Origin of the sequence: Paraburkholderia mimosarum LMG 23256 = NBRC 106338 (assembly GCF_000739815.1) — a bacterium.
Lineage (GTDB): Bacteria > Pseudomonadota > Gammaproteobacteria > Burkholderiales > Burkholderiaceae > Paraburkholderia > Paraburkholderia mimosarum.
Genome location: NZ_BBJJ01000001.1, coordinates 324184 through 344960, shown reverse-complemented (window position 1 = coordinate 344960; position 20777 = coordinate 324184). Strand labels below are relative to the sequence as shown.

Annotated in this window: 21 protein-coding genes; 18 read left to right on the top strand and 3 right to left on the bottom strand. The window is 67.6% G+C overall.

The window, feature by feature from the left end:
* Positions 1-100 precede the first annotated feature (100 nt).
* A complete protein-coding gene (locus tag BMI01S_RS01510; protein WP_028210637.1) occupies positions 101-316 on the top strand; it encodes a dodecin family protein in 216 nt (71 codons plus the stop codon).
* A gap of 58 nt (positions 317-374) precedes the next feature.
* Here the strand turns inward: BMI01S_RS01510 and BMI01S_RS01505 are convergent, their stop codons facing one another.
* Complete coding sequence (locus BMI01S_RS01505) at positions 375-1388, bottom strand: lysylphosphatidylglycerol synthase domain-containing protein (protein WP_036044071.1); 1014 nt, start codon at positions 1386-1388, stop codon at positions 375-377.
* Positions 1389-1619: 231 nt separating this feature from the next.
* On the opposite strand from BMI01S_RS01505, the gene BMI01S_RS01500 reads away from it, so the two are divergent.
* The 8 genes from BMI01S_RS01500 (at position 1620) to BMI01S_RS01465 (ending at position 7391) form a co-directional block, all read left to right on the top strand.
* Positions 1620-1850, top strand: a complete 231-nt coding sequence (locus tag BMI01S_RS01500; protein WP_028229888.1) for a hypothetical protein — start codon at positions 1620-1622, stop codon at positions 1848-1850.
* Between the two features lie 43 nt (positions 1851-1893).
* Positions 1894-2751 (top strand): alpha/beta hydrolase, encoded by an 858-nt coding sequence (locus BMI01S_RS01495; protein ID WP_244145260.1) that lies wholly within the window; start codon positions 1894-1896, stop codon positions 2749-2751.
* An 83-nt stretch (positions 2752-2834) separates the two neighbouring features.
* A complete protein-coding gene (locus BMI01S_RS01490) occupies positions 2835-3746 on the top strand; it encodes an alpha/beta fold hydrolase (RefSeq protein WP_244145261.1) in 912 nt (303 codons plus the stop codon).
* Positions 3743-5161, top strand: a complete 1419-nt coding sequence (locus BMI01S_RS01485; RefSeq protein ID WP_028210633.1) for a hypothetical protein — start codon at positions 3743-3745, stop codon at positions 5159-5161. The genes BMI01S_RS01490 and BMI01S_RS01485 overlap by 4 nt, the downstream gene beginning before the upstream one ends.
* Before the next feature lie 69 nt (positions 5162-5230).
* On the top strand, positions 5231-5764 hold the full coding sequence (locus BMI01S_RS01480) for a hemerythrin domain-containing protein (RefSeq protein WP_028210632.1): 534 nt from the start codon (positions 5231-5233) through the stop codon (positions 5762-5764).
* Between the two features lie 100 nt (positions 5765-5864).
* Complete coding sequence (locus BMI01S_RS01475; protein ID WP_028210631.1) at positions 5865-6728, top strand: SDR family oxidoreductase; 864 nt, start codon at positions 5865-5867, stop codon at positions 6726-6728.
* Between the two features lie 22 nt (positions 6729-6750).
* A complete protein-coding gene (locus BMI01S_RS01470) occupies positions 6751-6981 on the top strand; it encodes a hypothetical protein (RefSeq protein WP_036018219.1) in 231 nt (76 codons plus the stop codon).
* Positions 6960-7391 (top strand): CBS domain-containing protein, encoded by a 432-nt coding sequence (locus tag BMI01S_RS01465; protein WP_028210630.1) that lies wholly within the window; start codon positions 6960-6962, stop codon positions 7389-7391. The genes BMI01S_RS01470 and BMI01S_RS01465 overlap by 22 nt, the downstream gene beginning before the upstream one ends.
* Positions 7392-7405: 14 nt before the next feature.
* On the opposite strand, the gene BMI01S_RS01460 is transcribed toward BMI01S_RS01465, so the two are convergent.
* On the bottom strand, positions 7406-10114 hold the full coding sequence (locus BMI01S_RS01460) for an ATP-binding cassette domain-containing protein (protein ID WP_042288009.1): 2709 nt from the start codon (positions 10112-10114) through the stop codon (positions 7406-7408).
* 354 nt (positions 10115-10468) lie between these two features.
* Here BMI01S_RS01460 and BMI01S_RS01455 point away from each other — a divergent pair, with 354 nt between their 5' ends.
* The 9 genes from BMI01S_RS01455 (at position 10469) to BMI01S_RS01415 (ending at position 20265) form a co-directional block, all read left to right on the top strand.
* Complete coding sequence (locus BMI01S_RS01455) at positions 10469-11758, top strand: glycosyltransferase family 4 protein (RefSeq protein WP_028229884.1); 1290 nt, start codon at positions 10469-10471, stop codon at positions 11756-11758.
* Positions 11759-11770: 12 nt separating this feature from the next.
* On the top strand, positions 11771-12418 hold the full coding sequence (locus tag BMI01S_RS01450; RefSeq protein ID WP_042288006.1) for a D-glycero-alpha-D-manno-heptose-1,7-bisphosphate 7-phosphatase: 648 nt from the start codon (positions 11771-11773) through the stop codon (positions 12416-12418).
* On the top strand, positions 12415-13611 hold the full coding sequence (waaF, locus tag BMI01S_RS01445) for a lipopolysaccharide heptosyltransferase II (protein WP_051381264.1): 1197 nt from the start codon (positions 12415-12417) through the stop codon (positions 13609-13611). Before BMI01S_RS01450 ends, waaF begins: the two co-directional genes overlap by 4 nt.
* Before the next feature lie 55 nt (positions 13612-13666).
* Entirely contained in the window at positions 13667-15424 is a 1758-nt protein-coding gene (locus BMI01S_RS01440) for a carbamoyltransferase family protein (protein WP_028229883.1), read from the top strand.
* Positions 15421-16482, top strand: a complete 1062-nt coding sequence (locus BMI01S_RS01435; protein WP_081723287.1) for a glycosyltransferase family 2 protein — start codon at positions 15421-15423, stop codon at positions 16480-16482. Before BMI01S_RS01440 ends, BMI01S_RS01435 begins: the two co-directional genes overlap by 4 nt.
* An 11-nt stretch (positions 16483-16493) precedes the next feature.
* A complete protein-coding gene (locus BMI01S_RS01430; RefSeq protein WP_407668908.1) occupies positions 16494-17621 on the top strand; it encodes a glycosyltransferase family 9 protein in 1128 nt (375 codons plus the stop codon).
* Positions 17618-18574 (top strand): glycosyltransferase family 4 protein, encoded by a 957-nt coding sequence (locus BMI01S_RS01425; RefSeq protein WP_028229881.1) that lies wholly within the window; start codon positions 17618-17620, stop codon positions 18572-18574. Before BMI01S_RS01430 ends, BMI01S_RS01425 begins: the two co-directional genes overlap by 4 nt.
* A gap of 36 nt (positions 18575-18610) precedes the next feature.
* The gene (locus BMI01S_RS01420; RefSeq protein WP_028229880.1) at positions 18611-19621 is read left to right on the top strand and encodes a UDP-glucuronic acid decarboxylase family protein; all 1011 of its coding nucleotides are present in this window, start codon (positions 18611-18613) and stop codon (positions 19619-19621) included.
* 65 nt (positions 19622-19686) lie between these two features.
* Entirely contained in the window at positions 19687-20265 is a 579-nt protein-coding gene (locus BMI01S_RS01415) for a pyridoxamine 5'-phosphate oxidase family protein (RefSeq protein WP_028229879.1), read from the top strand.
* An 83-nt stretch (positions 20266-20348) separates the two neighbouring features.
* On the opposite strand, the gene BMI01S_RS01410 is transcribed toward BMI01S_RS01415, so the two are convergent.
* Positions 20349-20630 (bottom strand): hypothetical protein, encoded by a 282-nt coding sequence (locus tag BMI01S_RS01410; protein WP_036018293.1) that lies wholly within the window; start codon positions 20628-20630, stop codon positions 20349-20351.
* Positions 20631-20777 lie beyond the last annotated feature (147 nt).

Here is a 20777-nt window from a genome sequence, read left to right as displayed (position 1 = left end):
CTTCCGGTCACGTACACGAGGCCCTCGCTCCCGCCATCGTCTGCGCAAGGCACGCCAAATGCGCCACGTAGGCTTCGCCCACTTCAACGCGGAGAAAGACATGACCACGGAATCCAGTGTCTACAAGGTTACGGAAATCATCGGAACGAGCCCGACCTCATGGGAGGAAGCCGCAAGAAATGCGGTGGAAACGGCAGCGGGTTCACTGCGTGACCTGCGTATCGCCGAGGTCTGCAAGCTTGACATCAAGATCGAGAACGACAAGGTGGTTGAATATCGGGCCCGGGTGTCGGTGTCGTTCAAATACGAGAGTTGAGAAAATCGCTCGGGCACGCGGCGGTCTCTGCGTTTCCCTTGACACCAGGTGCGCGTGTCTACCGCGCTTCACCGTCTGCAGCGCTTTTACCGGGGGCCGGAGCCCGGCGCTTGTCGCGCCATTCCACGACTTGCCATGCAACGAGTCCGGGCAGAAAGACGACGATGTCGCGAATCCGGCGCGCGCCCGCGAGCGCGAGGCATAGCTGAGGATTGAGCCCTAGCGCCGTGCCGATCAGCAAAAATCCGCCTTCCTGAACGCCGAGCGCGCCGGGCACAAAGAACGCGATACTGGTGAGCGCCTGGGTCAGCGACTCGAGCGCGAGTGCCTGCAAAAAATTGCTTTTCGCCCCGAGAAAACGCAGCGCGAGCCAGAGTTCGAGCGCCGTCGCGATGCATTGGAGCGATTGCCAGATGAGCAGGTAACGAAGGATCATGCGGCGTTGCTGCCAGAGTCCGCTGATCGCCTCGTCGATCTGCACCGATTCCCCAACGAGTGAGCGGAACTTGCCGCTCGTCATGCGATTGAACAGTTTCGTCAGTCGAGCGAACGGACTCGCGCGCTGCAAGAGTGAAAACGCCGCGAGCAGGACCACGAAAATGGCAATGCCGCCGCCCAGTCTTGCTGCGAGGTGCCACGCACGCGAGCCCGCGAGAGCGATCAGATAGCCGATCGCCGCAATGGCAAAGAGCATCTGGCTGATGAGGGTCAGTTGAATGTCGACGACGAGGCTGGCCATCGCGGGAGCCGGCTGCATGCCCCACTTGCACATCATGCGAAACGTCACGACTTCGCCGCCGATCCGCGCAACGGGCAACATGCCGTTCACGGACTCGCGGATCCAGACGAGGCGCAGCACGCCAAAAAGGTTCGGGCGGATCGGGTCGCGCATCAGCATCTGCCAGTTCCTTGCATTGGCGAGCATCGGCAGAACATGGACCATTCCCGCGAGGACGAGCCCGGCGCCGGCCACGCGCATCAAGCCGAGCACCGCTCGCGCGTCGGCGTGCCAGACGAGCCAGACCGCGACGGCCAGGCCCGCAAACGCGGCAATCCGGGGAAGATATTTCATGGAGCGTCGTCGCTGTGTTCAGCCTGGCTGCCCGTCGACGAACCTCGCCACGCCGGAGAGCCAGCAATACCCGTCGGTGAAGGCAGACCTCGTGCGCCCAGCTTCGCTCATCGTTGCAGTCCTGCCGCAAGAAGCGCCGCGACCGGCGCCCAGCCCTCATGCGCACCGGCTGCGCCCGGTCTTCGGGCATAGGCGATGCGCGCCGTCATCCGAACCACGACGAGTGAGACGATGACCACCGTCGATATGCGTGAGCGCCTGGCCGCGCGCAGCGCGCCAGCTTCCAGCGGCTCGCGCAGGAACGACGAAGCCGCGCGCGAACTCGCCTCCGCATTGCGTGCAAAGATCGCGGGCGAGGTGCGCTTCGATGGCGGCTCGTGCGCGCGCTACGCGACCGACTGCCCGATTCGAAGTACATTGGCCGCGCTGGCGTTGCGGCACAGCCATCGCGTACGTGCGTAGCGGGTACGGCCCGCATCGCTTTCACACTGCGAGCAGGCGCGCGGTGGCACCACTGCGCGCGACGCCCACGAGCGAGATCATGCACGCCCTGCTCTCCAGCCTCGCGCTGGCCGTCGCGGCCGCGCTCCTGCTGTCATACGGCACCGCTCTCGCGTTGCTGTACTGGTTGCAGGGCCGCCTCATCTACCCCGGCGAACGCCTGCGACGTGGCCCATTACGCCACGACGCGCAACGGCGCATCCATCACGTGCGCATGCGCTCCGCCGATGGCAACGAATTGATCTGCGGATACGCGGCGCCCGAGAACCCGGCTCATGCGATGGTCGTTCTCTTCCACGGCAACGGTGAAGACCTGAGCCAGCGCTATCATATCGCGCACGCGCTGCTCGACGCGGGCTATGGCGTCGTGCTCGCGGGTTATCGCGGATACGGCGGCGCGCCGGGGCGGCCGAGCGAAGCGGGACTCTACGCCGATGGCCGCGCAGCGGTCGCGTTCGCAGCACGACATGCACGCGATGTCATCGTCCATGGCTATTCGCTCGGCTCCGGCATTGCCGTGCAAATGGCCACCGAGCACGCGCTAGCCGCGTTGCTGCTCGAAGCGCCGTTTACGAGCATCGCTGACGTGGCCGCCGTGCGTCTGCGCGGGCTCCCTTTGCGGCGGCTCGTGCGCGACCGCTATGACAACCTCGTCAAGATCGGCGCCGTGCGCGCTCCGACGCTCATCTACGGCGGCGACGCCGATTCCGTGATCCCGCCCGCGCAATTTTCGCGGCTTTTTTCTGCAATTCGCGCGCCCCGGCGGCTTGCCATCGTCGGCGGGGCCACGCACGTCGACGCATGGGAACGCGGCGGCCACGCCCACGTGCTGCGCTTCCTGGCTGACGTCCTCGGCAACTAGCCGCGATTGCCGGGGCAATCGGAACGGATGGCACGCGCGTTGCTGTCATCGCAGCAACAGCCTCTGCGCTCCGGAGCGTGTCCGTGTCCCTCGTGCCTGCCCTTTTATGCCTCGCGATCGCTGCGATCGCGCTCGGCTGGCTATCGCTGACATGGCGCAGGCTCAAGCAAGCCAGCGCGCTCGACGAAGGCAGCCGCCGGCTCGGCATCGAAGGCGCCTCGGTGCAGGCGGGGCCTTACCGCATGTTCTTTCGCTTCGCGCGGCGCCGCGCGCCTGCGCCCGCGCGTCTGCCCGTCGTGCTCGTGCACGGCCTCGTCATATCGAGCCGGTACATGGAGCCGCTCGCCCACTCGCTGGCGCGCGACTTCGACGTATTCGCGCCCGACCTCCCAGGCTTCGGCGAAAGCCCGCTCGCCAGTGCGCGCGAGGTGTTGAGCATCACGCGGCTTGCCGATGCGCTGCGCCTCTGGCTCAACGCATGCGGTTTCGAACGCGCGATGTTCGTCGGCAATTCGTTTGGCTGTCAGGTGCTCACCGATTTCGCGGTCCGCTATCCGCACGCCGTCGATCGCCTCGTTCTCCAGGCGCCCACGCCGGACCCGGCCGCTCGCTCGCTGCCCCGCCAGGCCTGGCGCGACTGGCTCAACGGCCGGCGTGAACGCCCGCGCACGCCGGCCGCGCCCGGGCGCATCGACTATGCCAAAGCGGGCCTCTGGCGCGCGATTGCCACCATGCGCATGCTCGTGCGCGATCCCATCGACGAACGCCTGAAGCGCGTCGCGGCCCCGGCGCTCGTCGTCGCCGGCACGCGCGATCCCGTCGTTCCGCTCGCATGGGCCGCCGAGGCAGCCCGACGCCTGCCGCACGGTGCGCTGATGACGATCGAAGGCGGCACGCACACGCTCAACTATGCCGCCCCGCATGCGTTCGCCTTCGCGATCACGCCGTTCCTGAAGGCCGCAGGCAGCGATTTATTCAGGAGCCCGCATCGATGAGCAAGCCGCCTCCGGGCATCGCCCGATTCGATTCCGCCGCCGCCATGGCGCAGGCGCTCGCAAGCATGCTGCACGGCAGACGGTTTTCGAGCCCGAGCCAGTCGCCGCTGCTCGATCGCCTCATGCCCGCGATCAACGCCATGCCGAAGCGCCAGCGCGAATGGGCCTATATCCTGGGCGGCATGAGCGAAGGCATCGATCCGCATCGCGCCCGCAACCTCGACATCGAACGTATCGCGCAATGGCTCGCGGGTCTCTATCCGCAGGTGCCCTACCGCTGTGCATTCGTCGGCTCGTCGAACGGCGCGATGATCCACCTCGCGGCCGCGCTGCGCGCGCCCTGGCTGCCGCAGACGTTTCTGTGCCCCGTGCGTGCACCGTTCAGCGATCCCGACGATGCGCAACGCGGCTTCGCGGCGAGCCGGCGCGTGGTCGAAGCGCTGCTGGCCGCCGACGAGCGCATTGCCGTCCACCACATGCACGACCCGAATCAGGACCGGCTGATGCTGCAAGGCATGCGCTATTTCCGCCTCAAGCATCGGCGCTTGCCGCTCGCGTTTCGCGAGTTCCTGCTGAGCAGTCTGGAGCACGGGTCGACGCTCTACGTGGTGCATTGCACGCGCGACTGGGCGGTCACGCGCACGAGCGAGCGCTCCGTCTTTCAGTTCGGGGCCACGGGCGGTGCGACCGAAGACGAGTATTTCAACGGCGGCGAGCGCGTACGCGCATTTCTTGCTCACTATGGCAGCGCAAGAACGCGCTGGGATCCGCCCGCTCCGGATACCCGCGCGCCCGAGGCCGAATGGGGATTCGACACGGCCTTGATGGAAGACCTCGCCGCGTTGGCCGGCCCGATGCGATGGCGCATCGTCGAAATCCGCTTCGAAGAGCCGGAAGCGCTGAGCTTCGTCACGGCCATGGTTTACCGGCGCTGGTATGAGGAAAGCGCGATCGAGCGCCGCCGGCTCGTCGTGGACTCCTTCATGCTGATGGACCCGCTCTCTACACTGGAACTCCATGCGATCCCGTTCTGGCTGCTGTTCGGCGTCGAGCCTTCCGCAAACGCACTGCAACGCTTCCTGGACGCCGAGGCCCCATTCGAGGAAATCGACATGACCTTGTTCTCGCACGGCACGGAAAGCGTCGGAATCGCGCCCATTGCGCGCTGGCGCGCGCTGCTCGCGCGTGCCCGCCACGCCGGGCGCTTTGCCGGGGTCGATACCTCGCGCTTTCCGCGCGATTTCGCGACGTTCGAACGATACGGTCGCGCGCTCGCGAATTTGCGGCCGCGGCTCGGTCCGCCTTCCCCGCTCGACCCTTCGCACTTCGAATCATTGCTGCGTGAATTCGGTGCGCCCTTCGGCGTGCATTGCGACATGCTTTCCTGTTCCGTGAGCACGGCGCCCGAATACTGAAGCCCGGCTTGGTGGCCCCCCGGGAACGATCGATGCGCTGACTGCTGCATCACTTTCGCGGGGAACACCATGACTCAGCCATCCCACGCTTCGCAGGCACAAAATGCTCTCGACATACTGATCGCCGATCACCGGGCGGTCGAGAGACTGTTCGCGGCCTTCGAGCCGGCGGACAAGGCCACGGCCGACGCGCGCTTCGCGCTCGTCAAGCGCGCTTGCGAGCAACTGGCCGTCCACACGATGCTCGAAGAGGAACTGCTCTATCCCGCCGCGAGCGAAGCCCTCCCCGCGCTGACACTCGACGTGGATGAGGCGCGCGTGGAGCACTACCTCGTCAAATCGCTGATCCAGCGCTTTACCACGTTGACGCCCTTGCACGCGGGTTTCGACGCCACGTTTCGTGTCATGACGGAGCTGGTCAGGCACCACGTGCAGGAAGAAGAGGCCGATCTGTTCCCGCGACTGCGAAAGAGCAACCTCGACCTCGGGCGCCTCGGACAGCGCATCGCCGCACGCAAGGCGGAACTGGATTCGAAGCTCGAAGCCGCCGGGGTCAAGCAGACCGGCGATCTGACGCTCGCGCACCTCGATCTCCCGCTCTGAAAGCGCGCGGCCCATCGCGCCCGCTTGTCCACGGCGGGCGGCCAGGTCGGCACGCCCATTGCGCTCGAAGGTATTCGACATTCACAGCGAGGTAAGCGCCATGAACGAACATCGCCCCGTCCCGCCCATGCCCGGACAGCAGCAAGACACCACGCCGGGCCGCACCGGCCCGATGGACCCGCAACCCGATCACGGCGAAGCGAGCTATCGCGGCAGCGGCCGGCTCGCCGGCAAGGTCGCCCTCGTGACGGGCGGTGACAGCGGCATAGGCCGCGCCGTTTGCATCGCCTTTGCGCGCGAGGGCGCGGACGTCGCCATCGCGTACTACGACGAGCACGACGATGCGAAGGAAACGGCCCGCTGGGTGGAAGAAGCCGGCCGGCGCGCGCTGCTGCTGCCCGGCGACATCCGCGATCGTGCGTGGTGCCGCGAGCTCGTGAGCAAGACCGTCGGCGAGCTGGGCAAGCTCGACGTGCTCGTGAACAACGCCGCGTACCAGATGACGCATGAATCGATCGAGTCGATCAGCGACGAGGAATGGGACCGCACCTTCGATACGAACATCGGCGCCATGTTCCGCATTTCGCGCGAGGCGATCGCGGTCATGCAGCCGGGCTCCGCGATCGTCAATACGGCGTCGATCAACGCGGACAAGCCCAAGCCCACGCTGCTCCCCTACGCGGCTACGAAGGGCGCGATCCAGAACTTCACGGGCGGCCTCGCGCAGTTGGTGGCGCAGCGCGGCGTACGCGTGAACTGCGTCGCGCCAGGGCCGATCTGGACGCCGCTCATCCCATCGACCATGCCGCCCGAGCAGGTGCGCGAATTCGGCAAGGCGACGCCCATGGGGCGCCCCGGGCAACCGGCCGAGCTGGCGGGGGCCTATGTGCTGCTCGCCTCCCAGGAAGGCAGCTACATATCGGGCGCGACGATCGCGGTCACGGGCGGGACGCCGCTCATCTGAATTCATTGCAAAGGAGTCCTTCATGCCGATGCAGTACGCATTCGCGATCTCTTTCCATTTGCCGCCGCCCTGGCCGCAGGACGACCCGCAACGTCAGCCGTTGCCGCCGGCCGAGCCCGACGACCAGCCGCCCACGCTGCCCGAAGGCGATCCCCCGCCGCACGTGCCGCCGCAACGCTTCGGCCGCGCGCGCTCACTCAAGCAGCGCCACCACCCCGCAAGGAGAAGACCATGGCACAGGTTCGCGAAGTGATGTCACGCGACGTCCTGCATATCGCGCCCGAGACGACGATCCGGCACGCCGCCGAGATCATGCGCGACCACGACATCGGCGCATTGCCGATCTGCAACGGCGAGCGCATCGTAGGCATGGTCACGGACCGCGACCTCGCCATGCGCGGGCTCGCCGAGGGCTGCACGGGCGAGGAAACCGTCACGCATGTGGCGAGTTCGGGCGTGGAGTGGTGTTACGAGGACGAGGACGTGAATGTCGTCCAGCGCCGCATGGCGGAGGCCCAGGTGCGCCGGCTGCCCGTGGTGAACCACGAACGCGGCCTCGTGGGCACGCTTTCGCTCGGCGACATCGCCACGCGCTGTGACGGCGCGCAGCGCGAGCGCATCGCCAACACGCTGGAAGACATTTCCCAGCGGCGCGTGCGCTGAGGCACCAGGCGAAGTCAGCGATTGCCCTCCTCGTTTTGCTTCGCCGCTTCGGCGATCGTGCCCAGCAGCGCGTGGACCGCAACGGGCTTGTCCAGACGCGCGGCAAACATCGCGCTTTCGTCACCGCCCGGCGCGAGGCGATCGACCTGACCGGTCATGGCAATGACCGGAAGCGGCCGAGCCATAACGCCCCGCTGCGCCGCCTGCTCTGCCTCCATGGCGCGTAGCGCCGTCACGATCTGCTCGCCCGCTTCGCCGTCGAGCTGCAGATCGCACAGCACCACGTCGGGCCATGCGCTGCGCGGCGTCTCGCGAAGCGCTGCGAGCCACGCCGCGCCGCTGGCTTCCTGCTGCACCGTCGCGCCATGAAGCGCAAGCGCGGCCTCGAGCGCATCGCGCGATTCCACCTCGTCGTCGAGCACCACCACGCGCAGGCCCGCGAGTTCTCCGCCGCGCGAGTGCGTGCGCTCGGGCAGCACCGCGTGCATCGGCAGCGCCACGGCGTAGCGCACGCGTTGGCTCTGCGGATCGAGCGTGAGACTCCCGCCCGCTTCGCGCAGCAATGTTTCGATGCGCTCGAGCGCGTTGTCGTCGAGCGGCGCGGGCCGTGGGCCGTCACCCGTCACGTCGAGCAGCACGGTATTGCCGTCGCGGCGCGCGCCGAGCTGCACGCTGCGCTTGTCTCGCGCCGGGCTCGCCTGCATGGCGAACTCCGCGTCTTGCGCACCATTGTCGACTGCGTGCTCCACTTCGTTCGCCACCAGTAGGGTGAGCGCCTGCAACAACGCATCGCTGTCGGCCACCGTCGCCCACAATCCTTCGTCCGGTTGCGCGGCCACGCGGGCGGCGGCCTCCCCTGACGCCTCGCGCACCCGCGCGGCCACTCGCGCGAGCAGACTCGCTACGTTGACCGTCGTCGTCGCCAGCCGCCGCTCCGCATGTTCGAGGTCGTCCTGCTGCCATTGCATCGCCCACATCTTCGCGTAGACACCCTCGCGCGCAAGCAACGCGTCATGTCGCCCTTGTTCGACGATGCGCCCATGCTCCATCACGAGTATCAGATCGGCTTCGACGATCGTCGAAAGGCGGTGCGCGATGACGATCGTCGTGCGCCCGCGCGCGAGCCGCTGAAGCTCGTTCTGGATCGCACGCTCCGAGCGTGTATCGAGTGCCGAAGTCGCCTCGTCGAACACCATGATGCGCGGATTCTTGAGGATGGCGCGCGCAATCGCAATGCGTTGCCGCTCGCCGCCCGAAAGCCGCACGCCGCGCTCGCCCACCCGCGTTTCGTAGTGGTCTGGCAGGCGCTCGATCAGTTCGTCGAGCTGGGCCGCGCGCGCGGCGCGCACGACGTCGGCGCGCGTGGCGCGCGGCTGCCCGTAGGCAATGTTGTACGCGATGGTTTCGTTGAATAGCACGGTGTCCTGCGGCACGATGCCGATGGCTTCACGCAGGCTCGTTTGCGTGGCGTGCCGGATGTCCTGGCCGTCAATGGCGATGCTGCCGCGCAGGGGCTGATAGAAGCGGAACAACAGCCGGATCAGCGTGGATTTGCCCGACCCGCTGCCGCCCACCACCGCAACCGTGCGCCCGGGCGCCGCCGTGAACGAAACATCGTGGAGCACGGGCCGCCCCGCGTCATAGCCGAAATCGACGTGGCGGAACGCCACTTCACCTTCGTGCACCATGAGCGTGTGCGCAGTGGGCATGTCCTCGTCCTCGCCGGGCGTGCCGCGCACCGAGAGAATGCCGAACAGCCGCTCGACATCGACGAGCGCGTCGTTCGCCTCGCGGAACACGAAGCCGAGCGTGTTGAGCGGCGCGCACACCTGAATGATGTACGCGTTGATCAGCACGAGATCGCCGACCGTCATCGCGCCGGTCAGCACGTTGTGCACGGCGATCACCATCACGGCCGCGATCCCCGCCGCGACCACACCGCTTTGGCCCACGTGCAGCGCGGTCAGCGCGCGCTGGTTCGCCGTGCGCGCCAGCACCCATTCGTCGAGCACGCCGCGCAGGCGCGTCACTTCGTGCTGTTCCGTCGAAAAGTATTTGACGGTGTCCTGATTGAGCAGGCTGTCGACGAGCCGTCCATCGGCCTGCGCTTCGAGCCTGTTGACGGCGCGCTGAAACGCGAGCCGCCAGCGCGTGTAGATTGCCGTCCACGCGGCATAGCACACAAAGGTGCCGGCGATTGCGAGCACGAAGGCATTGTCGTAGCGCGACGCCACGATGGCGACGACTACGCCGATTTCGAACACCGTGGGCAGGACCGAAAAGAGCGCGGTGCCGAGCAGAAAGCCCAGACCATCCGCGCCCTTTTGAACGTCGCGCACGATCGCCCCCGTTTCGCGCTGCGCATGAAAGCGCGCGCCCAGGCGGTGCAGCTGAGCGAACGCGCGCTCGCGCAACGACGCCACCGCGCGCTGCACGACGATGCTGAACGCCACGTCGCGAGCCTCGCCGAGCGCGTCGGAAAGAAAGCGCAGCAGCGCATAGGCGAGCGCGAGCAGCGCCGGCAGCGTCGCGAGCGCGTGGGCGTGGCCGAGATCGTCGATCAGATGTTTGAGCGCGATCGGCACCGAAACGGCGCCAAGGCGCGCGAGGATCATCAGCGAAGTGGCGGCTGCGGTGGCGCTGCGGTGCTGCCACAACGCCTCGCCCAGCGTGCGCAAGATGCCCGTGCGCACGGCGCGCCGGCTCGGCGTGGCTCCGTTCATCGTCCGCCAGCCTCCTGTGGAGCGTTCGTGAAGCGCATACATGCGCAATTGGCGCGCCCGCGCGGATACACCAGGCAACGCGCTTTCGCATCCTTTTCGAAACGTCTTCACCCTCGGTGTAAAAGTGCGCCGTCCAGCCGCGCACGCATTGCGGATTGTCGCGCCGATACGCATCGACCGCACACGCACCGTTCATGCGACTCGCGTGGCCTTGCATGCGGTCTGCTGCGCACTCCGAACCAGTGGCACAGCGCTTGCGCTTGCGCCGTTGCACCCGGTGCAACATTCCGCCGCGTTCATCAAGACGCTTTCCGATACCCCGCGCCCGCCGCCCACTTCTCGCGAGGACATACCATGAAAATCGCACTCGTCAGTGAACACGCATCGCCGCTCGCCGTCGCGGGCGGCGTCGATACCGGCGGACAAAACATCTACGTCGCGCACGTGGCCCGTCAACTGCACCGTGCCGGTCATCAGGTCGATGTGTTCACGCGGCGTGACCGCGCACTGCTGCCTCCCATCTCGCATATGGACGGCGTGCGCGTGATTCATGTTCCCGCCGGGCCGCCCATGCAATTGCCCAAGGAGCGGCTGCTTGCTCACATGCCGCAATTCGCCCGGTTTCTCGTGGATTTCTGCCGCAGCGAGCCGCAGCGTTACGACGTGATCCACGCGAACTTCTTCATGTCCGGGCTCGCCGCGCTCGCCGTGAAGGACGCGTTGCGCGTGCCGCTCGTCATGACGTTCCATGCGCTCGGACGCGTGCGGCGGCTCCATCAGGGCGCCAACGACGGTTTCCCCGACGAGCGTTTCGCCATCGAGGAGGAACTGGTGCGGCGCGCGGACTGCCTCATCGCCGAATGCCCGGCCGACGAGGCCGATCTCCTCGAGCACTATCGCGCCGATCCCTCGCGCATTGCCGTGATCGCTTGCGGCTTCGATCCGGGCGAGTTCTCGCCCGTGGATCGTCTGCAGGCGCGGCGCCGGGTCGGATGGCCCGCCGACGCGTTTTGCGTCCTGCAACTGGGGCGCCTCGTCGAGCGCAAGGGCATCGACAACGTCGTGCGCGGCGTGGCCGAGCTTCACGCACGCCATGGTGTGAAGGCCACGCTCTACGTGGTGGGCGGCGATGCCGATACGCCCAACGAGATCGCCACGCCCGAGATCGCCCGCCTGCGTGGCATTGCGCGCCAGTGCGGGATCGAGCCGCACGTCACCTTCGTGGGACGGCGCGAGCGAGCGCAATTGCGCGACTTCTATAGCGCCGCCGACGTGTTCGTGACCACGCCATGGTACGAGCCGTTCGGCATCACGCCGGTCGAAGCGATGGCGTGCGCCACGCCCGTGATAGGCGCCGATGTGGGCGGCATCCGCCACACGGTGCGCCACGGCGAAACCGGCTGGCTCGTGCCGCCGCGCGACCCGCACGCGCTCGCCGAGCGGCTGCTGGCCGTCCATGCGGACCCCGAGCTAGCCCGCACGATGGGCGAAGCAGGACGCGCGCGCGTAGAGGCGCACTTCACGTGGCGGCAGATCGGCCTCGAACTCGAAGACGTCTATGCGCAACTCGCGGGCGCGACCCTCGGCACTCGCGAGGGTACGGGCGAAGCCGCCCAGGGACGCGTGCGCCGCGCCATCGGCTGAGGAACCATCGGTATGCAGAAAGCTGCACCCAACGGGCCGAGCGCCACGCGTCCCGCCGTCTTTCTCGACAAGGACGGCACGCTGCTCGAAAACGTGCCGTACAACGTCGCTCCCGGCCGCATGCGTTTCGCGCCGGGCGTCGCCGACGCGCTGGCGCTGCTGGCACGTACGCCGCTGCGTCTCGTCGTGGTGAGCAACCAGCGAGGCGTCGCGCTCGGGCGCTTCGCGCACACGGCCCTCGCCGGTGTGGAAGAGCGGTTGCATCGCATGTTCGCCGACTGCGGCGCCACGCTGCACGCCGCGTACTGGTGCCCGCACGATCCGCTCGGCCATGTGGCGCCCTGGGCGTGCGATTGCGATTGCCGCAAGCCGCAGCCGGGCATGCTGTTGCGCGCAAGCCGCGAACATGGCATCGACCTCGCGCGGAGCTGGATGGTCGGCGACATTCTCGACGACGTGGAGGCCGGCAATCGCGCCGGCTGCCGCGCGATCCTCGTCGATTGCGGGAACGAGACCGAGTGGCAGAGCGCGCCCGCGCGCCTGCCCTATGCGATCGTGGCGAATCTGCATGAGGCGGCGCAGGTGATCGTCGAGCGATTTCACTACGAAGGAAACGCACACGCGGTCACCCCACATGCCGTACAGGAGGCGCCGCGATGAACGGAACCGCCTTCGCCATCGCGCCGCGCGACGCGCACGCGCGCTCGCCACGCGTGCGGCCGCCGGGCGCGGCGTGGGACGCCGGGGTCAAGCGCATTCTCTGCGTGCGCCTCGACCAGCTAGGCGACGTGCTGATGACCACGCCCGCGCTGCACGCATTGCGGGAAAGCGCGCCTGACCGGCATATCACGCTGCTCACCTCCCCAGCGGGTGCGGCGTTGGCGCGCTACCTGCCCGACGTCGACGAGGTGATCGAATACCACGCGCCGTGGACCGGCGGCGCGCGAGCGGCTTCGAACGACGATGAAGCCGCGCTCCTTGCGCGCCTGCGCGCGGGCGCGTTCGACGCCGCGGCGATCTTCACCGTCTACAGCCAGAATCCACTGCCGGCGGCGACCCTATGCTTTCTCGCCGGCATCGAGCGACGCCTCGCGCATTGCCGGGAGAATCCTTACGCATTACTAACGACATGGCTTCCCGAGCAGGAACCGCACGCCGACCTGCGTCACGAAGTCGAGCGCCAACTCGCGCTCGTGCGCAGCGTGGGCGCCAATCTCAAAGATCCCGCCGACGCGCGGCTGCGCCTCACCGTGGATCGCGCCGCATGCGCCACGCTCGCCGACAAGCTGCGCATGCACGGTGTGGATCCTGCCGAACCCTGGATCGTCGTGCACACGGGCGCCAGCGCTCCGTCGCGACGCTATCCGCCAGCGCTTTTCGCCGAAGCGCTCGATCAGCTCGCGCCCACGGCGCGTTGTCCGATCCTGCTCACCGGGAACCTCGCCGAAAGCGAGTTGACGCGCGACGTCATGCACTTTTCTCGCCCGGTCGCGCGTGCGCGCCTCGTCGATCTCGCGGGCTCGCTCACGCTCGGCGAACTGATCGCCTTGCTCGACAGGGCGTCGCTCCTCATCGCGAACAACAGCGGCCCTGCGCATCTGGCCTCGGCGCTCGGCAAGCCGGTCGTCGATCTCTATGCGCTGACGAATCCGCAGCACACGCCGTGGATGACGCCGCACCGCCTGCTGTATCGCGATGTCGCATGCCGCTGGTGCTATCGCAGCGAGTGCCCCGAAGGCCATCACGCGTGCCTGCGCGGCGTGCCGCCCGGCGATGTCGCGCAAGCCGCGCGCGAACTGCTCGAGGAGGCTGGCGGGCTCGCTCCTGCGGCCGTCCGATCCTTGCCACCCTGAGTTCATCTGGCAGCAGCCCCATGCCAGCATGGCCGTCCGCAACGGGAGACCGTTCATGTATACCCTCGGAATCAACGCCGTCTACCACGACAGCGCCGCCGCACTGGTCCACGACGGCGTGGTGATCGCCGCCGCCGAAGACGAGCGCTTCACACACGTCAAGCACGCCAAGCGACCCGTGCCGTTCTCGACATGGCAACTGCCCTTCGACGCCATCGATGCCTGCCTCAAGGAGGCCAACATCACGCTCGCCGAAGTCGATCACGTCGCCTACTCGTACGATCCTGCGCTGTTTCCCGACATGCCGGCGAAACCGGGCGCGACGATTGCGTTGCCGCTCGATCCGTCGCGTGCGCGCATGGAGACGAACGCCTCGCCCTGGGATCCGCTCTTCCTCACCTATATCGTGAACGCCCGCGCGCAATTGCTGGACGGCGCACCGCATCATCTGCGCAAACGCTTTGCGGGGGTGGACCGGGAACACGGCTTTGCGTGGCACAACGTCGAGCACCATCTCGCGCACGAAGCGAGCGCCTTCCTCGCGAGCCCCTTCGACGAATGCGCCGTGCTGACCATGGACGGACGCGGCGAAGGCGTGACGACGAGCCTGGGCGAATTCCGCGGCGGACGGTACAAACGCATCACCCAGGTGGAGCTGCCGCATTCGCTCGGACTCCTCTACGAATCCGTGACGGGCTGGCTGGGTTTCCTGCATTCCTCCGACGAGTACAAGGTCATGGCACTCGCCTCGTTCGGCGAGCCGCGCTATCTCGATCAGTTCCGCGAGATCGTGCAGTACAACGGCAACGGTCATTACACGGTGGCCGACCCGCATCTCGTCGACCGCTTCGGCGTGCCGCGCGAGCGCGGCGGCCCGCTGGAGCAGCGCCACTTCGATATCGCCGCTTCGCTGCAGCGCGTGCTCGAAGAAACCGTGCTGGAGATGGTGCGCTGGCTCCACGCCCGCACGGGCCTTTCGAAACTGTGCATGGCGGGCGGCGTCGCGCTCAACTGCGTGATGAATTCGTACGTGCGCGACAACGGCCCATTCGATGACATCTGGGTTCAGCCCGCGGCGGGCGACGCGGGCACCGCGCTCGGTGCGGCGCTCTGGACCGACTACCGCCTGCGCGGCGACGCCGCGCAGACAGCGGGCGAGCCCGTCGCGCGGCACTGGCAAATGGACCACGCCTACCTCGGCCCCGCCTTCGACGATCAGACCATCGAGCAATTCCTGCGCTGGTCGAAGACGCCCTACCGGCGCCTCGACAACATCGCCGAGGAAGCCGCGCAACTGCTCGCCGAAGGCCAGGTGATCGGTTGGTTTCAGGGGCGCACCGAGTTCGGTCCGCGCGCCCTGGGCGCCCGTTCGATCCTCGCCTCGCCGATCGACCCCGGCATGCAGGCGAAGCTCAACGAGATCAAGGACCGTGAGGACTTTCGCCCCGTCGCGCCGGTCGTGCTCGAAGAACGGGCCGCCGAATGGTTCGTGGGCGGGAAGCGCGCGCCGTTCATGCTGTTCATCTTCGACGTGCGGCCCGAGAAGGCCGATCGCATTCCGGCCGTGCGCCACGTCGACGGCACCGCGCGCATCCAGACCGTCAACCGCGATCAGCATCCGCTCTACTACGACCTGGTCGCAGCGTTCGAGCGGCGCACCGGCGTGCCCGTGCTCGTCAACACGTCGTTCAATACGCGCGGCGAGCCGATGGTGAACTCCCCGCGCGACGCGCTCGAATCGTTCTGGACCTCGCCGCTCGATGCACTCGTCATCGGCCCGTTCCTGGTCCGCAAGCGCGAGGCGCGCGCATGAGGCCCGCCGACGTCGAGCTGCGCGAGGCGCGGCCCATCGGCGCCGAAGCGCCGGTGTTCGACGGCTACCCGGGCGCGCTGCTGGAGCATGTGCGCATTGCCGTGGTCGTACCCACGTACCGCCGTCCTGCGCTGCTCGAATCGTGTCTCGCCGCGCTGTGCGCACAAGACCTCGCGCCCGACGACTACGAGATCATCGTCTGCGACGACGGCCCGAGCGATGCCACCCGCGCCGTGGTCGAGCGCGCAGCGGCGCAGCATGCGCCGCGCGGCCTGGCCGTGCGTTACCTCCCGGTACGCGAGACCCAGGGGCCGGCGGCGGCGCGCAACGCGGGCTGGCGCGCCGCGCGCGCGCCACTCATCGCCTTCACCGACGACGACACCGTGCCGGATCGAGGCTGGCTGCGAGCCGGACTCGCGGCGCTCGCGCATGCCGAGGCCGCGGCGGGCCGCATCGTCATGCCGCTGGGCGATCCGCCAAGCGATTACGAGCGCGACGCGAGCGGCCTCGCGCACGCCGAATTCGCCACCGCCAACGCGTTCGTGCAACGCGCGACGCTGGTGCGGGTGCGCGGCTTCGACGAACGATTCACGGCGGCCTGGCGCGAGGATTCGGACCTGCATTTCGCCATGCTGCAAGCGGGCGCTCGAATCGTGCGCGCCGACGACGCCGTGGTCATGCACCCCGTGCGCCCCGCCCGCTGGGGCGTGAGTCTCGCACAGCAACGCAAGAGCCGCTTCGAGGCGCTGCTGTTTCGCAAGCATCCCGCGCTTTATCGCGAACGCATCGGCTCGGGGCCGCCGCTACTTTACTATGGTGTGCTTATCAGTGTGCTCGCATTCGCTGTCGCGCTGGCATGCGGGCAGCCGAAGATTGCGCTGGCCGCGCTCACCGCATGGTTCGCGCTCACGGCTGTGTTCTGCGCACGCCGCTTGCGCGATACGCGCCACGATGCACGCCATGTGGGCGAAATGATCTGGACGTCGCTGTGGATTCCGTTTCTATCGATCTTCTGGCGGCTCCAGGGAGCCGTTCGTTACCGCGTGTGGTTCCTCTGATGGATGCGCCCATGCTCTCCTTTCCCGACGCGCTCGCGCCACGGCGCATCGTCGTCTTCCGCGCGCTGCAGCTCGGCGACATGCTCTGCAGCGTCCCCGCGCTGCGCGCCCTGCGCGCCGCCTGCCCCGATGCGCACATCGCCCTCGTGGGCCTGCCGTGGGCGCACGACTTCGTGTCGCGCTATCCGATGCTGATCGACGAAATGATCGTCTTTCCCGGCGCGCGCGGCTTTCCCGAACAAGCCGAGGACGAGCGCGATCTGCCCGCCTTTCTCGACGCCATGCGCACGCGCTGCTTCGACCTCGCGATCCAGCTCCACGGCAGCGGCGGCGTGGCGAACACGCTCGTCGATGCGTTCGGCGCGGGCGCGCTCGCGGGCTTCACGCAGCCTGGCGAAAAGCCGCCGCCAGGCTGCTACCTGCCGTGGCCCGATGCGCTGCCCGAATCGCAGCGCTACCTCGCGCTCATGCATGCGCTCGGCGCGCGGGGCCAGGCACTGCGTGAAGACGCGCTCTGGTTTCCGCTGCACGAAGCGGACCGCGCCGCGTGCGCCGACATCGTGGGCCATTTCGGGCTCGATCCGGCGCGCCTCGTGCTCGTGCATCCGGGCGCGCAGTTGCCCTCGCGGCGCTGGCCCGCCGCGCGCTTCGCCGCCGTCGCCGACACGCTGGCGTTCGAGGGCTGGCAGATCGCCGTCACGGGCACCACGCGCGAACGCGAACTCACGGCGAGCGTGCTCGGCGCCATGACGCAGACGGCCCACCATCTCGCGGGCGAGACCACGCTCGGCGCACTCGCGGCGCTGGTCGAAATGGCACGGCTCGTGGTGTGCAACGACACGGGCATCTCGCACGTGGCCGCGGCCATGCGCACGCACAGCGTGGTGATCGCCTCGGGAAGCGACACGCGGCGCTGGGCGCCGCTCGATCACGCGCGGCACCGCGTGATCGCCGACTGGCCCGCTTGCCGCCCCTGCTCGTTCCACACCTGCCCATACGACCATTCATGCGCGCTGAACGTGACGGCCGAACAGGTCGCAGCGCTTGCGCAAGCGCATCTCCTCGACATGAGCGCGCCGGCCTTCGCGCGCGGCGCGCACGCCGAGGCCGCAACGACAAGGAGGAGCCGGGCATGCTGATGCGAAATTCGCGGCCCTTGCGCGTGCTCACCTGGCACGTTCATGGCAATTACCTCTACTACCTCACACAGGCGCCCCACGAATTCCACGTCGTGACGAGGCCCGGACGGCCGGTGGGCTACGCCGGACGCGCAGGCGTGCTGCCCTGGGGGGCGAACGTCCACGAGGTGCTGACCGAAGACGTTGCATCGAGCGATTTCGACGTGGTCGTGTATCAGCATCGCAGTCATTGGGAGCGTGACCGCTTCGAACTCCTCAGCGATGGTCAACGCCGGCTGCCACGCGTGTACATCGAACATGACCCGCCGCAGGAAGCGCCTTTCGAGCAGCGCCATTGGGTCAACGATCGCGGCGCCTTGCTCGTGCACGTCACGCCCTTCAACGCGCTGATGTGGGATAACGGCCGCACACCCACACGGGTGATCGAGCACGGCGTACTCGTACCCGGAAACGCGCGCTATTCGGGCCAGCTGCGGCGCGGCATCGTCGTCGTCAATCATTTGCGCGAGCGTGGCAGACGGCTGGGCGCCGATGTGTTCGAACGCGTGCGGCGCGACGTCCCGCTCGACCTCGTCGGCATGGATGCGCAAAGCCTTGGCGGCATCGGCGAGATTTCCAACGTCGAGCTGGCCCGGTTCGTCTCGCGCTACCGGTTCTTCTTCAATCCGATTCGCTGGACGAGCCTCGGTCTTGCCATCGTCGAAGCGATGACGGTCGGCATGCCCATCGTCGGGCTCGCGACGACGGAGCTCGCAACCGTGATACGCGACGGCGAGAACGGCTTCGTCGATACGCGCGTCGAGCGGCTCGTCGAGCGCATGCGCGCGCTCATCGACGACCCGGCGCTCGCGCGGCGGCTCGGCGAAGGCGCGCGGCGCACCGCGCTGGAACGCTACAACATAGGCCGCTTCGCGCACGACTGGGATCTCGCCTTGCGCGAAGTCGCGGCATGAGCGGCGGTCTCGCCAACTTTCCAAAGGACGGCAAACGTGAAAGAACTGATCCGCAAACGTATTCTCGTGACGGGTGGCGCGGGCTTTCTCGGCTCGCACCTGTGCGAGCGGCTCGTGATGCAAGGCCACGACGTGCTGTGCGTCGACAACTTCTACACGGGTTCGAAGCGCAACGTGGCGCATCTGCTCGATAACGCCAATTTCGAGCTGATGCGCCATGATGTGACGTTTCCGCTCTATGTCGAAGTGGACGAGATCTACAACCTCGCGTGCCCCGCTTCGCCGGTTCACTATCAGCATGATCCCGTGCAGACGACGAAGACGAGCGTGCACGGCGCGATCAACATGCTCGGGCTCGCCAAGCGCGTGCGCGCGAAGCTCCTGCAGGCATCCACGAGCGAGGTGTACGGCGACGCGCGCAGCCATCCGCAAACGGAAGACTACTGGGGGCATGTGAATCCCATCGGTCCGCGCTCGTGCTACGACGAAGGCAAGCGCTGCGCCGAAACGCTGTGCATGGACTACCTGCGCCAGCATGGGCTCGACGTGCGCATCGTGCGGATCTTCAACACGTTCGGGCCGCGCATGCATCCGCGCGACGGCCGCGTGATTTCGAACTTCGTCATGCAGGCGCTCGCGGGCGAACCGCTGACCGTCTACGGCGACGGCTCGCAAACACGCTGCTTCTGCTACGTCGACGACTTGATCGACGGACTCATGCGCATGATGGCGTGCGCGACGCCGCCCACGGGCCCCGTGAACATGGGCAATCCCGAGGAAATATCGATGCTCGACACGGCACGACGCGTCATCGCACTGGCGGGTTCGAAGTCGACGATCGCCTTTGCCCCGCTGCCCGTGGACGATCCATGCCGTCGCTGCCCTTCGATCGAACGCGCGCGCACGCTGCTCGGCTGGACGCCGCACACCTCGCTCGACGCGGGCCTCGACGCGACCATTGCGTACTTCCGGCGTCTGGTCGCCAATCGCGCCGATGCAGCGAACATGCATGCGGAGCGGGTTCCAGCGCCGGCGGCGGGTTTCTGACCAGGGGATTCACGACGGGGGGTCTTTCCGCAGGCACTCCATGACCGGCCAGAGGACATCAGCCCATGTGTCTCGAACGGATCTATACGCGGCTATGGCAATGTCTCGCCGCCGCAACCCGCGAGGGTCCGCAACCCTTCAAGGCGATGCAGGCCGCGACGATCGGCCTCGACGGCGCGCCTGACGTGCGCACCGTGTTGCTGCGAAGCGTGTGCGAAGCGCAAAACCTGCTGACGTTCCACACGGATTTGCGTTCGCCGAAAGTCGCCGCACTGAGCCGGGAGCCGCGCATCGCGCTAGTGGCTGTCGATACGGACCGCAACCTGCAAATTCGCGTGCACGGCGAGGCTCGCATCATCCGCGATGGGCCGGCGAGAGTCGACGCCTGGCATTCCAGCGACGATCGAAGTCTGGTGGCGTATCGCACGCTGCTCGCGCCGGGCTCGCCGATGAGCCAGCCCTGCGATGCGTTCGGCACGCAGCCGGGCATTCCGGGCCCCGAGGAAGGACTGAAACACTTTTGCGTCGTCGAGGTCAAACCCGCCCGCCTCGAGTGGCTCGATCTCTCGGACGGGGATCGTCCCGAACGAGCGCGTTTCGTACGCGCTGGCGACACATGGGTCTCCGGCTGGATCGCTCCCTGATCGCCGGCGTGCCGCCCCGATTATCCCGTGTGCGACTCATTGCAACGCGCCCAGCGCAAGGCGCCGGGCGCGTTCAAGAGCGCTCACTCCGTCGAGGCAGCGTTGGCATGTGCCGCCTTGTGGTGCCGCATCTTTTTGTTGGTGGTCGACGGGCCGGAATTGCCGAGCGTGTCGGCGCCCTGGGCGTTGGACTCCGTAGCCGTCGGACCGCCTGATTGCGGCGCGCTCATGCCCGTGCCGCCGCCGCTGCTACCGCTGCCGCCCCCGCTTCCGCCAGCGGTGCCGCCGCCCGCTTGCGCAAAGGCGCCGCCGGAAAGTGCGAGACACGCCAGTGCGGCGATAAGGTGACTCTTCGTCGTCTTCATATTTTCCTCCGTGCTATCGATTCGAAAACCCGCTTGCTTGATGATGTCGACGCCGCCGGGATCGAGTTGCCAACCACTGTGCTGAACGTCGGGCACGGCGGTCGCCATCTCAGGCGGCAGCACTCGCATCCCGCAAGGCCCATGCCG